Consider the following 13,029-nt stretch of genomic DNA (forward strand, 5'->3'; position numbering starts at 1 on the left):
CCTCACCCCCTGGCCCGCCGGAGCCACCCACCCGGGCAACCTACGACCCCTCTGCCGCGAACACCACCTACTCAAAACCGCCACAACCGGCTGGACCCCACACGCCAACCCCAACGGCACCACCACCTGGACCACACCCACCGGCCACCGCTACACCACCGCCCCGCTGGCCCCGGTGCTGTTCCCGCACACCATCACCGAGACCCCGATACCGCGTACACGACACATCACCGTCATCGACGAGCACGACCGCACCCCCACCATCCCCACCCGGAAGCGCACCCGACAACACGACCGCGAATACCGCATCAACACCGAACGCGCCCGCAACGCACGCGAACTCGCCCTCGAACACACCCGCGGACAGACCCCGCCCACCTACCCGCGACCACCGACAACCCGAACCCACGGCTACTTCGACACCACCACCACCTACACCGACAGCGACCCGCCACCGTTCTGACGGCGGGCAAGCCGTTCTGACAGCGGGTGAGCCGTGAGGCCGAGTGGCGGACGTCATGCCGGTCGATAGTGACGCGCGTCACATTCCGGAGTGATCCGAAAAACGAAGGGGTACTTACGCCACAGCGAACATCGCCCGAGCGAACATCGCCCTGAAGAAAGGAATCGCCATGGCGGACAGTGGACCCGAGAATGCCGTGAGTGGTGTCGTCGAAGACGTCAAGGGCAAAGCCAAGGAAGTCATCGGCATCGTGAGCGGTAATGACGGCCTGCGCGAAGAGGGCCGGGCCCAGCAGGACAAGGCCGAGGCCGAACGCAATGTCGCCAAGAAGGAAGCGCAGGCCGACGCCGCCCGCGCCGCCGCCGACGCTGCCGAGGCGCGCCAGAAGACGGCCGAGAACGCCAAGGACTGACCTTCTGCATCGAAGCTCATTGCAATGAGCTCCTCGGACCGAACAATGGGCCCCGTCGCGAGACGGGGCCCATTGCGCTCCAGGACAACACCGGCCACGTCGGTCAGGTCAACGCCGCCATGGTGATCGCAGGCCTCGGCACATTCCATCGGGCGGCCTCGGTCCGGACCACCTCATCGACGGCCGCGACGATGGCCGCGGCCGGGCCGGAATCCACATTCAGCCACAGCTCGGTCGGCCCGCCACTCAGCACGATCCGCTTCACCGTTGACCCGCAAGCCTGTAGGACCGCCGATCGCGCGACCAGAGTGCGCGCGGCAGCGGTCCAGTCTCCGTCGCACACCCGGGTATGCAAGCCGGCGACGCGCAACCGCCGGTCCCCCAACATCAGCGGCGCCGCATCGTCGAGGTAGACGTAGCGGGTGCTGTCGGCGCACTCGGCCAGCCGCGCCAACTGGGGCGCGGTGGTGGCGATGAATCGCGAGACATCGAGACGCACGGCCCGTCGCAGCGTTTTCGAGGAGCCGCCGCAGCGCAACACGACCTGGATGGGCCGGATGCCGTGGAAGCGGATCAGATTCAGATCGGAGTCGTCGCATGCGGTCACCGAGATGCCGTGCGAGCGGATCCATTCGGCGATCCGGCGGTCACGCAGCGCGGCGGCCGGAACGCTATGCCCGACGGTTCGGGGCAGCTGGGCTGGGAGCGGATCTTCGGTCGCGGCGGCCAAGACTGATGTCATGACTCCAGGAGTACGCCGCCCCGCCTCCCGGCAGGGTCATCCATACGCAGCGCTGACATCGCGCAGGGCGATCTTTACGGATCGCTGACGCCTACCCGCTCATGCGCGGTAAGCAGAATGTTGTCGAAAACCGTTCGCGGTGGCAGAGTTTCCGCCCCGGCAACCTGCGTGAACTCGGCCATCATCTGCTCGGCGAGCGCGCGGAGTTTGACGTTGGTCTCCTGCGAGCGCCACCTCAGCACCGCGAACGCGGCATCGGCGTCGACGCCGTAGATCAGCATGAGGATGCCCTTCACCTGATCGATGGTCGCGCGGTTGTCCGCGATCTCGGACACCGCCTCGGTGATGGCGACATCACGCGCCTGATCATCCGGCGTGACGTCGACGTAGAAACCCTGGGCGCCGACCACCTCGCCGGCGCTGTCGCGCAGACTCTCCCCGATCATCATCACCTCGCGCACATCGTCGTGGACATTGACGATGCGGTGACGGGTGCTGAACGGGCGGTGCTCGCGCCGCAGTGCCCGCAAGGTGGCGGCCACCATCTCCCGGTCCTCAGGGTGCTTATGCTGCAACACCAGATCGGTTGTCGGACGGACAGATCCGGGCCGGTAGCCGTGCATGGACTCGACCTCGGCCGACCACTCCCAACGTTCGTCGCCGAAGTGGTAGCGGTACCACCCCACCCGCTGCGACGTTGGCGCAGTACTGCCGTCCGACATTCTCGGACCTCACCCCCTCTGTGTTGTGGCCCGGTGCACACCGATCGTCATGGCGCCGGGCATTTTTCGCGGTCGAGCCAGTTGCGCGGCCGCAGTCCATGACTGCGGCCGCGCGGTGTGTCTGGCGTTAGGACGAGTCGACGGTGGACGACTCGATGGTGCGGGCCGATCCTGCATGGGCGACGTCGATGCGTCGCGGTTTCGCCCGTTCGGCGAGCGGGATGCTGACCGTGAGCACCCCGTTTTCATAGGTGGCCGAGATACGCGAGCAGTCGATGCCCTCGCCGAGGGCCAGTTGACGGCGGTAGGTCCCGGAGAACCGCTCATTGGACAACCACTGCACGGCCTCGTCGGACCGGGCGCTGCGATGCGCCGTCAGCGTCATGGTGCCGTTGTCCACGCTGACATCGACCGAACCCGGGTCGACGCCCGGCAGGTCTGCGGTCAGCACGTAATGATCGTCGACCTTGTAGAGGTCCATCGGCATGAATCGGGGAACGCGACCACCGACCTGATTGGCGAGCACGTCTCGGGCCACGGCATCACCGAAGGGATCAAAACGAAGCACAGCAATCCACCTCCTCGTCGCTCCTGGAGCCCGCCACCCGGCGGGCAGCCAATCACTGTGCACCGCAGAATTTAGCACTCGAGCACGGCGAGTGCCAGATCCGAAATATCCATTTTGCGAACATCCGCTACTGGCATCCTGCGCTTCGTGACATGAGAGATGCAGTCCCACTGCAGCTCTCGGACGGGACGTCCGATCCCAGCACACGGTGGGGTTTGGCGCGGATACGCCGGGGTATCTCCGCCGTCCCATACTAGATCCGAAGGACATGATGGCTTCGCAATCCGATCCCGCACCGCACGGTGTCATCCCCTACCCCGGGCGCACCGACGATATGGACCGCGCCCCACGCGACGAGATGGCCGACTATGTCGGGCGGGATCTACTCGCGGGCAAACGCGCCCTGATCACCGGCGGCGACTCCGGTATCGGCCGGGCGGTGGCGGCAGCGTTCGCCAAGGAAGGCGCGGATGTCGCGATCGCCTATCTCGACGAGGATGACGATGCCGCGCACACGGTCAATCTCATCGAGGCACAGGGCCGCCGTGGTGTCGCGCTGCCCGGCGACCTGGCCGAGGCCGCGCACTGCCGCCAGATCGTCGCGGATACCGTGTCCGCCCTCGGCGGTCTGGACATCGTCGTCAACAACGTGGCCTATCAATCGCCGGTCGACGATCTGGCGGAGCTGTCCGACGAACAGTGGCGGCGCACCTTCGCGGTCAACATCGACAGCTTCTTCCACGTGACCAAGGCCGCGCTGGCCCATCTGACGCCTGGCGCATCGATCATCAACACCGCCTCCATCAACGGGTTGCGCGGCAACAAGTCGCTGATCGACTACTCGGCGACCAAAGGCGCGGTCATCGCCCTCACCTACTCACTGGCCCAGGCCCTCAACGAGCGCGGGATCAGGGTCAACTGCGTGGCCCCGGGCCCGGTGTGGACGCCGCTGATCCCGGCCACCATGGATGCCGAGAAGACCGAATCATTCGGTGAGCAGACGCCGATGGGCCGGCCCGCCGAACCGGACGAGATCGCACCGTCGTACGTGTTCTTCGCCGCCGGCCGGATGTCGTCCTACTACAGCGGGGAGGTGCTGGCTCCGATCGGTGGCGAGACGCTACCCGGCTGAGCTGCCTCAGACCGACAGCGTGGCACCCGGCCCAGCCGGATCCACCGCGGCCAGCGCGGTGGCCCGGGTCGGATGCAGTGACACCTGGTTGTCGACACCGATCAGCGTCATCGGCCGCCGGGTCTTGGGTCCGTCGGCGACGACCAGGAACTTCACCCGGTCCCCGAGCCGCCCCGTGGCGGCGATCAGCACGTTCATACCGCGGGCGGCCAGGAAGTCGAGTTCGGTCAGATCGACGACGATCGCGGCGGGATCGGTACGCAGGGCGTCCTCGATCTGTCGTTCCAGGATCGCAGCGGTGGTGACGTCGAGGTCACCAGAGCAGTTCATGATGACGGTCGTGTTCACCCGTGTGGTGTTGACAATGATTTTGCCTGGTTCAGTCATGATGCCTCGCAGACCAGAGCTGGTAGGGCGCGATGACTCAAAGGCTGACTCTTAACCTCCGAGCAAAAAGCCGGATGACGCAAGCCTACGCGCCATGCGCGCCAATCGGCTCATTCTCCAGCAACTTGGCAGGTCGGCGCGCATCGGTACCGTCGGGTATCAGGAATATTTTTCAAGATCGAGGTGCCATGACCGACAACCCGGCCGAAGTGGTCGAAGAAACCACCCACCCACCGCGACGGTCCGGCGCGCGTGTGCGTCGCCAGGCCGTGGTGTCCGCGGTGCTGGCCCTGCTGTTCGGGGTGCCGTGGTGGACGCTGGTCGCCGCCGGTGGCTGGCCCGTCCCCGTCGCCGTGATCGGCACGTTGGTCTTCGCCTCGGCGCTGATCGGACTGCCCATCCTGATGTTCACCGGGCACGGCAAGCACCGTGACGGACCGTCGGTGCTGGGTGACGCCCTGCTCGGGGCGATATGGGTGCTTTTCGTCTGGTCGGTGCTCGGCAACGTCCTGCGGGTGGTGCTGCTGGCGGCAGGTGTGGACGACCCGCTGCGGTCCCGGATCGTCGCCGTCACGGTGATCCTCGTCGCGGCGGCCCTACTCGCGTGGGGTCACTTCGAAGCGATGCGGATCCCCCGGATCCGCCGGGTCGAGGTACGCATCCCGCGCCTGGGCCCCGGCCTGGACGGGCTGCGGGTGGCGATGATCACCGACACCCACTACGGGCCCATCAACCGGGCCCGCTGGTCGGCGGGTGTGGTGGATCGGGTGAACGAACTCGACGCCGATGTCGTCTGTCACGTGGGGGACATCGCCGACGGGACCGTGCAGATGCGCCGCGCGCAGGCCGCACCGCTGGCCGACGTGCGGGCAGCGACACGCACCTACGTCACCGGCAATCACGAGTACTTCAGCGAAGCCCAGGGCTGGCTGGACCACATGGCGGCGATCGGCTGGGATTCGCTGCACAACCGGCATGTCATCGTCGAGCGCGGGGGCGACCGGCTCGTGGTTGCCGGCGTTGACGACGACACCGCCGCCGGTTCGGGCACCCGCGGCCACGGCCAGGATCTCGCCACCGCCCTGGCCGGCGCCGATCCGTCGTTGCCGATCCTGCTGCTGGCCCACCAGCCCAAGCAGATCCGCCACGCGGTGGCCGCCGGCGTCGACCTACAGATCTCCGGCCATACCCACGGCGGGCAGATCTGGCCCTTCAATTTCCTTGTCCGCCTTGACCAGCCGGTCGTCCACGGCCTCAGCGCCCATGGCGAGCGTACCCAGCTCTACACCAGCCGCGGCACCGGGTTCTGGGGACCGCCGTTCCGGGTGTTCGCCCCCAGCGAGATCACCCTGCTGACGCTACGCGCCGGGTGATGACATGCCCAGCGGGTCCAGCTGCGCCTCGGTGAGGTCGTCGGCGGCCGTCGAGGCGCTTAGCTCGGCCCACTTCTCGTCGGAAGCCAGCAGGTCCCGCCCGGCGGCGGTGGCGTAACGGTAGGCATCCGGGCCCACCAACAGGCGGGCCGGCGGCTCGGCCATCCCGACGATGTCGAGCACCAGTGCTGCCACCTTCGCCGGATCACTGGCGGCCAGGTTCCCGGTACGACTCAACGCCGTCGCGGCACCGACCGTCTCGGCGTACTCGGGGCGCACCTCGTCGATGCGCATCGAGGAGCCCGCCCAGTCGGTGCGGATACCGCCGGGTTCGAGCACGCTCACCGTGATGCCCAGCGGCGCCACCTCCGCGGCCAGCACGCCGGAGAACCCGGTGACCGCCCACTTCGCCGACTGATATGCGGCCAGGCCCGGTCGGGCGAGTCGTCCACCGACAGAGGAGATCTGGATGATCTGGCCGCTGCGCTGCGCGCGCATGACCGGCAGTGCCGCCCGGGTCATCCGGACCACACCGAAAAAGTTGGTGTTCAGTTGCGCGGTGAAATCACCGAAGTCGACGTCCTCGATCGCGCCCATGTTGGCATAACCGGCGTTGTTGACCAGGACGTCGAGCCTGCCGAAGCGCTGCACCGCCACAGCAATGGCCGCTCGCACCTGATCATCGTCGGTGACATCGAGTTCGACGACGGCCAGGTGTTCCGGATGGGCGGATGCCAGATCGTCGAGCGCCGCGGTGCTGCGGGCACCGGCCACCACCCGGTGCCCAGCTGCCAGTGCGGACACGACGATGTCGCGACCCAATCCGCGGGAGGCGCCGGAGACGACCAAGACCTTTGACTGCGTGGACATGTTCAGCTTCTTTCTTTGTGAGGGTTGATGATTCAGGACACCGAGCGGACGACGCCGCCGTCGACGCGCAGATCCGCGCCGCTGATGTACTCGGCATGGACACTGGCCAGGAAGGTGACCGCGGCGGCGATCTCCGACGGTCGGCCGAAGCGCCCGATGTCATTGGGAAACCACTGCTGCGAGGCGGACCGCTCGATGTCGTCCCACCCGGGCCCCCAGCCGTGCTGATCGGCCACCGCCGCGGTCATCTCCCGGACCGGTTCGGTCAGGATCGCGCCGGGAGCCACGGTGTTGGCGGTGACGCCGGTGCCCGCCAGTTCGCGGGCCAGTGACACGGTGAGGTTGTGCCGCGCCGCCAACGTGGCGTTGTAGTGCGGTTGCGCCGCCGCGGGCTGCAGGGCCAGCCCGCCCCCGATCTGGATGACCCGGCCCCAACCGCGGCGGCGCATCCCGGGCACCAGATGCGCGATCAGCCGGACGCCGGAGACGACATTGGTCTGGTAGATCTGCGCCCACTGCTCGGCGGTGACCTGCGACCAGCCCAGACCGTCGTAGTAACCGGCGTTGTTGACGAGGATGTCCACCTCGCCGGCCTGTCGCGCGACGGAATCCGCTCCCTCGGCGGTACTCAGGTCGCCGAGGGCCGCGACGGCGTCGCCGCCGATGCCGGCGGCAACCGCACGGGTGCGGTCCGGGTCCCGGCCGTGCACGACGACCGATGCGCCCTCCTCGGCCAGCATCTCGGCGATCGCCCGGCCCAGACCGGCGCTCGAGCCGGTGACCAGTGCGCGCTTCCCCGTCAGACCCATATCCATCTTGTACTCCATATCTACGCCCGTAGACTTATCGACAAGTCTACAAATGTAGATTTGGCTCCCGATATTCCCTACGCTGAGCAGATGGCCTCGCCACCCGCCCGCCGCAGGGACGCCGCCGCCACCCGCGAGGCGATCCTGCGATCGGCCATCGGCCACTTCGCCCGCGCCGGCTATGACGGTGTCGGTGTGCGCGATATCGCCGGGAGCGCCGGGGTGACGGCCATGCTGGTGAACCGCTATTTCGGATCCAAGGAGAAGTTGTTCGCCGAGGCGGTCGACACCGCGTTCGCGACCCCGGTCTTCGTCGCCGAGGACCCACAGACCCTGCTCTCGGACATCGTCACGGCGCTGGTGACCCGGACCGAACCGACAGCCGACACCCCCGAACCCTTCCTGATCCTGTTGCGGTCGGTGTCGAATCCGCGAGCCACCGAGATCGTGCGGGACGCGATCGGCCGGTACGTCGGGACACGACTGACCCGGCAGTTGCCCGGCCCCGCGGCCGGGCTGCGCGCCGAGGTCGCACTGTCGGTGATCGCCGGGGTACTGCTGATGCGCCGGGTGCTGGCCACCCCGTCGCTCAGAGCCGCCGACACCGACGAGTTGCGCACGATCCTGCAGGCCACACTCGGTCCGGCGCTGGCCGATCCAGCAGCCGAACCTCCTGGGCTGTAGCCAAACTCACACGCCGAAACTTGCGTTACACAGAATTAACACGGACCATCGAGATGTTGTACTGACCGGGTGATCCCCACTGTGACAACGGATTTAACACACAAGCCCTGTGACCCAGGGCACTTCGAGGAGTGAAGAAGATGTCTTTCGCGCAGTTCCGTGCCGATATGAAGCGCGCCAACAACCGGCGCCGCCTCTATGCGCGGATCAACGCCATGCCCCATTCGACTGTTCGCGAGGAACTGATCGCGGTGGCGCAGCGCTACGAATTCGACCGTTCCACCGACTGATCCCACGGATCGGCGGCGCGGCGCTCCCTCGGCAACCATTCGAAGGGATCCGCCGAGGACGGCCGGTATTCCAGACTGACGTTGCCGCAATAGCCGCGCGCACCCAGCAGCGCCAGATACCGCTCGAGGTCCAGACTCCCGGTGCCGGGCTCACCCCGGCCCGGGTCGTCGGCTATCTGCACGTGTCCGATGCGGTGACCGAAATGCTCGATCGCGCCGGCGATGTCATCACCGTTGACGCTCAGGTGATAGAGGTCGGCGAGCAGCCGCAGCGCCGGCTCGCCCACTCTGTCCATCACCGCGATCGCCTGCGCCGCAGTACGTAACGGATAGGTCGACACACCGCTCAGCGGCTCGAGCAGGATCACCGCCCCGCCACGGCCGGCGATCCGGCCGACATGGCGCAGGTTCTCGGTGGCCACCTCGTCCTGTTCGGCGGTATCGAGCCCGGCCATCCGGTTCCCGTAGAGCGCATTGAACGCCTTGGTGCCCAGACGATCTGCGATACCGAAGGCGATGTCAGCGCTGTCGCGAAAGAGCCGGCTGCGAGCCGGGTCGGACAACACCCCACGCTCCCCCGCCGTCATATCGCCACCGGTGAAATTCAGTGCTGTCATCTTCACCCCGGCATCGTCGATGGCGCGAACGAACTTCTCGACGTCGGCGTCCCCGGGAAGCGGGGTGTCGAACGGCCACCAGAACTCCACCGCTTCGAAACCGGCATCGCGGGCGGCCCGAGGCCGCAGCAGCAGCGGGAGGTCCGGGAACAGCATCGAGCAGTTCACGACATAACGCGCAGCCACCTCAACCACGCCCGACATACTTCATGCCGCGTGCCATCACCGTGATGGTCGGGACCGACACACTCACCGGCAGACCCACGATGTGCGCGATGGTCTCGGCCACGTGCGCGGCATCGATGGACGCCTCGGTGAAGCCGGCCGTCATCTCGGTGGCGGCGTTGCCGATGTCGATCTGGGTGACATCGACATCGAGTTCCCGAAGGTCCAGCAGCATCGATGCGGTCAGGCCACTGATGGCGTGCTTGGTGACCGCGTAGGCCAAGCTGTTGGGCCGCGGACGGTGCGCGGCCAGCGAGCCGTTGTTGATGATCCGTCCACCGCGCGGCGTCTGCGTGGTCATGATCCGGGCGGCCTCGCGCGCACAGAACATCGCGCCGTCGACGTTGGTCCGCCACACCGCATGCCACTGCTCGTCATCGATCTCGGTGATCGAGGCGCTCGGCCCGAAGACACCGGCGTTGTTGAACAGCACGTCCACCCGGCCGAACGACGACACGGTCTGCTCGAACAAGGCATTGACCGACGTGGAATCGGAGACGTCGGTGGGAACCACGAGGGCACCCGGGCTGCCCTGTGCCGCCGCGGTGAGGGGCTCGGCGCGCCGTCCGGCCAGTACCACCCGATGCCCCGCGCGGAGCAGCACCTGCGCGGTGGCCCGGCCGATACCACTGCCTGCCCCGGTGATGACGATGACTTTCGAGTCGACCTGCATGCCCCGATTGTCCCCGCTCCGCAGGCGACCGGATTGACCGACCGGCCCGCCGGGCATCCCCCGGCCATGAGCGAGCACCGCGACGATTCCGACACCACCGGCGACAGCACCACAGACGGCGACACCAAACCGCCGGGGCCCACAGATCAGGGACGCACCGGCGGCATGGCAACCCGGGAGGGCGCCCCGGATGTCGTCGAGAAACATCGGGGCGAACCCGGGGACTGAGGATCAGGTGGTGGCGCTGCGCTCGTCGCGGCGCTGCTGCCGCTCGGCGTCGGCGAGATTCTCCACCCGGTCCGCGGTTGCCCGCTTGTCGGCGGCGTCGGCGCGTTTGGACCGCGCCGCATCCCGCTTGGCCTGCGCGTCATCGGTGACGGTCTTTTCCGCCGCCCGGATCTTTTCGAGTTCGCGCCGCTTGGCCGCTTCGACCGATTCCTTCTTGCGCGCCGCGTCCTCGGCCGCGCGCCGCTGAGCGGCATCGGCCTGCTTCTTGGCGTCCGCGGCGGCCGAGCGCTGCCGCTCGTCGGCCTCTTTTAGCGCCCCGGAAACGGCCTCCTGCTTGGCCGAGTGGGCATCCTGGCGCTCCTGCACCGCCTCGTCGTGGACGGCGCGCAACCGCTGATCCGCCTGACGCTGCTCGGCCTGCGCCTCCGCCTCGAGTTGCGCGGCGCGCCCCCGGGCGGCGCTGCGCTCGGCGAGCACCACACCATCGTGGGCCAGCCGCCGGTCGCCGAGCGCATTGCCGATCGCGGCATCGAGAGCGCCCAGCGAACGCTCGTAGAGCAATCGCGCGGGTGCCTCGGTCTCAAGACGGGACACAACCCGATCTTCGAGCAGTTGCAACGGGATTCGGATGATCTGGTACTGCAGCCGCAGCACGGTGCGCGGCACTTCGATGAGGTTCATCTTGGCTCCTGTTCGAGGTCTGATTCAGGGAAGGTCGGCCTGGTCGGTCAGCTTGTCGGCACGCCGACGGAGCTGCTCGGCCTCGGTCTGCTTGTCCTCGGCGTCGTCCACCTGCGCGGCGTGGGTGTCCAGCGCGTCGACGACGTCGGCCGCGGCGGCGCGGGCGTCCACCCGCTCCTGTGCCTCCGCCCGCTCAACCTCGCGACGGGCATCCTCGGCGGCCTGCGCCTGTTCCAACGTGCCTTCCCGACGCGCGGCCTGGGCACCGGCCTGCGCCTGGACGGCGCGCTGGGCCTCCACTGTCTGCTCGGCCGCGGCGGCGCTCTGCTGAACCGAATTGCGTTGCGCCGCAGCCTGCTGACGGGCCTGGGCCTCCTCGGCACGGGCCGTCTCGGCCTGCGCGTCGGCCACCGCCTCGACGGTGTTGGCCTCCTTGCGCTGGCGTGCCTGCTCCTGCTCCAACTGACCCTCGGCGGTCAGCGAGTCATTGTTGGTCACGGCACCGGCGATCTCCTTAGCCTTGCCCTTGACCGAGTCGATCAGGCCTTTACGCGCCTGCCCTGACTTGTCCTGCGCTGTCACTCTTTCCCCCTGGATGTATGGATTGCGGTCCGTGCGGACCCGGCTCCGACCCGGCTGGAGGATGCTCATTTCATCGGTCGCCAAACGTGGCGGGTGACCGTCGTCACGCCCGGGAGCATGCCGTACTGGGCTTACGAATCCGTCGCTGCGCGCAGTGGACGAGCATGCATGTAACCGGTGATACGGGGTACACGGCTGCACCATGGCGCGCGGTGGGTGTGCCGATCACCGGGAGGTAGGCATGTCTTCGGAGGCGTTGAGGCGGGCGCAGCACACCGATGGCAAGCTCAAACGCCGGATCACCGGGCCGCTGCTCTTCCTGTTCATCCTCGGCGACGTGCTGGGCGCCGGCATCTACGCCCTGATGGGCGTGCTGGCCGGTGAGGTCGGCGGCGCATTGTGGGCTCCGCTGCTGGCCGCCCTGATCCTGGCCCTGTTGACCGCGGGCTCCTATGCCGAGCTGGTCACCAAGTATCCCCGCGCCGGCGGCGCCGCCGTCTTCGCCGAACGTGCCTTCGGGCGCCCGCTGGTGTCCTTCCTGGTCGGGTTCTGCATGTTGGCCGCCGGCGTCACCAGCGCAGCAGGGTTGTCGCTGGCGTTCGCCGGCGATTATCTGGCCACCTTCATCGATGTCCCGGCCATCCCGGCCGCGATCGTCTTCCTCGCGCTCGTCGCCGCGCTCAACGCCCGCGGCATCAGCGAGTCGATGAAGAGCAATGTGGTGATGACCGTCATCGAGCTGACCGGCCTGCTGATCGTGATCATCGCCGGCGCGGTGATGGTCGCCGAGGGCCGCGGGGACATGGGCCGGGTGGTGCAGTTCCCGGCGGATTCGGCGCCGGCGCTGGCCATTCTGGGCGGAGCGATCATCGCCTACTACTCCTTCGTCGGGTTCGAGACGTCGGCCAACGTCGTCGAGGAGATCCGTGATCCGAGCCGGATCTATCCGCGCGCACTGTTCGCGTCGCTGATCACGGCGGGTGTGGTGTACGTCCTGGTGGGGCTCGCCAGCGCCGCGGTGCTACCGGCGGACGAACTGAGCCGGTCCAGCGGCCCACTGCTCGACGTGGTGTCGGCCTCGGGTCTGAATGTGCCGGACTGGGCATTCAGCGCCATCGCGCTGGTCGCGGTGGCCAACGGCGCGCTGCTCACCATGATCATGGCCAGCCGGTTGGCGTTCGGCATGTCCGAGCACGGACTGCTGCCCCGACAGTTGAGTTACGTTCTGCCGCAGCGTCGTACACCGTGGGTCGCGATCCTGTCCACCACGGCCGTCGCGATGCTGCTGACCTTGATCGGGGATCTGTCGACGCTGGCCGAAACGGTGGTGCTGCTGCTGTTGTTCGTGTTCATCTCGACCAACATCGCGGTCCTGGTGTTGCGCCGCGACACCGTCGACCATCCGCACTACCGGGTGTGGACCATCGTGCCGGTGCTCGGCGTGGCGTCCTGCCTGCTGCTGCTCACCCAGCAGTCGGCCAAGGTGTGGCTGTTCGCCGCCATCCTGCTGGCGGTCGGCGCGGTGCTGTTCCTGACCACCCGCGCGGCGGGCCGGCGGATCCGGACCTGAG

The 13,029-nt window shown here is 67.7% G+C and carries 17 protein-coding genes and 1 pseudogene; 8 read left to right on the forward strand and 10 right to left on the reverse strand.

Annotation, left to right across the window (positions count from 1 at the left end; genetic code table 11):
- Positions 1-463, forward strand: a pseudogene (locus BST17_RS08615) (HNH endonuclease signature motif containing protein); the annotation flags it as partial.
- Between the two features lie 169 nt (positions 464-632).
- On the forward strand, positions 633-875 hold the full coding sequence (mbp1, locus tag BST17_RS08620; RefSeq protein ID WP_083057148.1) for a microaggregate-binding protein 1: 243 nt from the start codon (positions 633-635) through the stop codon (positions 873-875).
- 103 nt (positions 876-978) lie between these two features.
- Here mbp1 and BST17_RS08625 read toward each other — a convergent pair whose 3' ends face one another.
- The 3 genes from BST17_RS08625 to BST17_RS08635 form a co-directional block, all read right to left on the reverse strand.
- Positions 979-1,617, reverse strand: a complete 639-nt coding sequence (locus BST17_RS08625) for a hypothetical protein (RefSeq protein ID WP_133053519.1) — start codon at positions 1,615-1,617, stop codon at positions 979-981.
- Between the two features lie 74 nt (positions 1,618-1,691).
- On the reverse strand, positions 1,692-2,339 hold the full coding sequence (locus BST17_RS08630; protein ID WP_083057151.1) for a PAS and ANTAR domain-containing protein: 648 nt from the start codon (positions 2,337-2,339) through the stop codon (positions 1,692-1,694).
- A gap of 127 nt (positions 2,340-2,466) precedes the next feature.
- Positions 2,467-2,907: an Hsp20/alpha crystallin family protein gene (locus BST17_RS08635; RefSeq protein ID WP_083057152.1), complete on the reverse strand. Its 441-nt coding sequence runs from the start codon at positions 2,905-2,907 to the stop codon at positions 2,467-2,469.
- A gap of 271 nt (positions 2,908-3,178) precedes the next feature.
- On the opposite strand from BST17_RS08635, the gene BST17_RS08640 reads away from it, so the two are divergent.
- On the forward strand, positions 3,179-4,039 hold the full coding sequence (locus tag BST17_RS08640) for an SDR family oxidoreductase (protein ID WP_083057509.1): 861 nt from the start codon (positions 3,179-3,181) through the stop codon (positions 4,037-4,039).
- Between the two features lie 6 nt (positions 4,040-4,045).
- Here the strand turns inward: BST17_RS08640 and BST17_RS08645 are convergent, their stop codons facing one another.
- Complete coding sequence (locus BST17_RS08645) at positions 4,046-4,387, reverse strand: STAS domain-containing protein (protein ID WP_165762242.1); 342 nt, start codon at positions 4,385-4,387, stop codon at positions 4,046-4,048.
- Between the two features lie 227 nt (positions 4,388-4,614).
- Here BST17_RS08645 and BST17_RS08650 point away from each other — a divergent pair, with 227 nt between their 5' ends.
- A complete protein-coding gene (locus BST17_RS08650; RefSeq protein ID WP_083057155.1) occupies positions 4,615-5,799 on the forward strand; it encodes a metallophosphoesterase in 1,185 nt (394 codons plus the stop codon).
- Here BST17_RS08650 and BST17_RS08655 read toward each other — a convergent pair.
- Positions 5,785-6,669, reverse strand: a complete 885-nt coding sequence (locus BST17_RS08655; protein WP_083057157.1) for an SDR family NAD(P)-dependent oxidoreductase — start codon at positions 6,667-6,669, stop codon at positions 5,785-5,787. The genes BST17_RS08650 and BST17_RS08655 overlap by 15 nt on opposite strands.
- Before the next feature lie 32 nt (positions 6,670-6,701).
- Positions 6,702-7,484 carry an SDR family NAD(P)-dependent oxidoreductase gene (locus tag BST17_RS08660; RefSeq protein WP_083057511.1) on the reverse strand — a complete coding sequence of 261 codons (783 nt, stop codon included), beginning with the start codon at positions 7,482-7,484 and terminating at the stop codon, positions 6,702-6,704.
- A gap of 84 nt (positions 7,485-7,568) precedes the next feature.
- Here BST17_RS08660 and BST17_RS08665 point away from each other — a divergent pair, with 84 nt between their 5' ends.
- Together BST17_RS08665 and BST17_RS28665 are read left to right on the forward strand one after the other, a co-directional pair.
- The gene (locus tag BST17_RS08665; protein WP_083057158.1) at positions 7,569-8,162 is read left to right on the forward strand and encodes a TetR/AcrR family transcriptional regulator; all 594 of its coding nucleotides are present in this window, start codon (positions 7,569-7,571) and stop codon (positions 8,160-8,162) included.
- Positions 8,163-8,302: 140 nt separating this feature from the next.
- Positions 8,303-8,452, forward strand: coding sequence for a hypothetical protein (locus tag BST17_RS28665; RefSeq protein ID WP_109750068.1), 150 nt, complete (start codon positions 8,303-8,305; stop codon positions 8,450-8,452).
- Here BST17_RS28665 and BST17_RS08670 read toward each other — a convergent pair.
- Together BST17_RS08670 and BST17_RS08675 are read right to left on the reverse strand one after the other, a co-directional pair.
- Positions 8,425-9,225 (reverse strand): hydroxypyruvate isomerase family protein, encoded by an 801-nt coding sequence (locus BST17_RS08670; RefSeq protein WP_234807610.1) that lies wholly within the window; start codon positions 9,223-9,225, stop codon positions 8,425-8,427. The genes BST17_RS28665 and BST17_RS08670 overlap by 28 nt on opposite strands.
- Before the next feature lie 31 nt (positions 9,226-9,256).
- Positions 9,257-9,967, reverse strand: coding sequence for an SDR family oxidoreductase (locus BST17_RS08675; protein ID WP_083057513.1), 711 nt, complete (start codon positions 9,965-9,967; stop codon positions 9,257-9,259).
- A gap of 66 nt (positions 9,968-10,033) precedes the next feature.
- On the opposite strand from BST17_RS08675, the gene BST17_RS29245 reads away from it, so the two are divergent.
- Positions 10,034-10,195, forward strand: a complete 162-nt coding sequence (locus tag BST17_RS29245) for a hypothetical protein (protein WP_165762243.1) — start codon at positions 10,034-10,036, stop codon at positions 10,193-10,195.
- 3 nt (positions 10,196-10,198) lie between these two features.
- On the opposite strand, the gene BST17_RS29845 is transcribed toward BST17_RS29245, so the two are convergent.
- Both BST17_RS29845 and BST17_RS08685 read right to left on the reverse strand, forming a co-directional pair.
- The gene (locus tag BST17_RS29845) at positions 10,199-10,876 is read right to left on the reverse strand and encodes an IF2 family translation initiation factor (protein ID WP_083057161.1); all 678 of its coding nucleotides are present in this window, start codon (positions 10,874-10,876) and stop codon (positions 10,199-10,201) included.
- Between the two features lie 24 nt (positions 10,877-10,900).
- On the reverse strand, positions 10,901-11,458 hold the full coding sequence (locus BST17_RS08685) for a CsbD family protein (protein ID WP_083057163.1): 558 nt from the start codon (positions 11,456-11,458) through the stop codon (positions 10,901-10,903).
- Between the two features lie 241 nt (positions 11,459-11,699).
- On the opposite strand from BST17_RS08685, the gene BST17_RS08690 reads away from it, so the two are divergent.
- Complete coding sequence (locus tag BST17_RS08690; protein WP_083057165.1) at positions 11,700-13,028, forward strand: APC family permease; 1,329 nt, start codon at positions 11,700-11,702, stop codon at positions 13,026-13,028.
- Position 13,029: the final 1 nt, after the last annotated feature.

The organism is Mycolicibacterium bacteremicum, from assembly GCF_002086115.1.
GTDB classification, from domain to species: Bacteria; Actinomycetota; Actinomycetes; order Mycobacteriales; family Mycobacteriaceae; genus Mycobacterium; species Mycobacterium bacteremicum.

Bases quoted from the DNA above. Each gene is read 5' to 3' on its own strand.
- BST17_RS29845 (WP_083057161.1), bottom strand. From the start codon at position 10,876: ATGAACCTCATCGAAGTGCCGCGCACCGTGCTGCGGCTGCAGTACCAG.
- mbp1 (WP_083057148.1), top strand. From the start codon at position 633: ATGGCGGACAGTGGACCCGAGAATGCCGTGAGTGGTGTCGTCGAAGAC.
- BST17_RS08650 (WP_083057155.1), top strand. From the start codon at position 4,615: ATGACCGACAACCCGGCCGAAGTGGTCGAAGAAACCACCCACCCACCG.
- BST17_RS08690 (WP_083057165.1), top strand. From the start codon at position 11,700: ATGTCTTCGGAGGCGTTGAGGCGGGCGCAGCACACCGATGGCAAGCTC.
- BST17_RS29245 (WP_165762243.1), top strand. From the start codon at position 10,034: ATGAGCGAGCACCGCGACGATTCCGACACCACCGGCGACAGCACCACA.
- BST17_RS08630 (WP_083057151.1), bottom strand. From the start codon at position 2,339: ATGTCGGACGGCAGTACTGCGCCAACGTCGCAGCGGGTGGGGTGGTAC.
- BST17_RS08655 (WP_083057157.1), bottom strand. From the start codon at position 6,669: ATGTCCACGCAGTCAAAGGTCTTGGTCGTCTCCGGCGCCTCCCGCGGA.
- BST17_RS08640 (WP_083057509.1), top strand. From the start codon at position 3,179: ATGGCTTCGCAATCCGATCCCGCACCGCACGGTGTCATCCCCTACCCC.
- BST17_RS08670 (WP_234807610.1), bottom strand. From the start codon at position 9,225: ATGCTGTTCCCGGACCTCCCGCTGCTGCTGCGGCCTCGGGCCGCCCGC.
- BST17_RS08625 (WP_133053519.1), bottom strand. From the start codon at position 1,617: ATGACATCAGTCTTGGCCGCCGCGACCGAAGATCCGCTCCCAGCCCAG.
- BST17_RS08675 (WP_083057513.1), bottom strand. From the start codon at position 9,967: ATGCAGGTCGACTCGAAAGTCATCGTCATCACCGGGGCAGGCAGTGGT.
- BST17_RS08665 (WP_083057158.1), top strand. From the start codon at position 7,569: ATGGCCTCGCCACCCGCCCGCCGCAGGGACGCCGCCGCCACCCGCGAG.
- BST17_RS28665 (WP_109750068.1), top strand. From the start codon at position 8,303: ATGTCTTTCGCGCAGTTCCGTGCCGATATGAAGCGCGCCAACAACCGG.
- BST17_RS08660 (WP_083057511.1), bottom strand. From the start codon at position 7,484: ATGGATATGGGTCTGACGGGGAAGCGCGCACTGGTCACCGGCTCGAGC.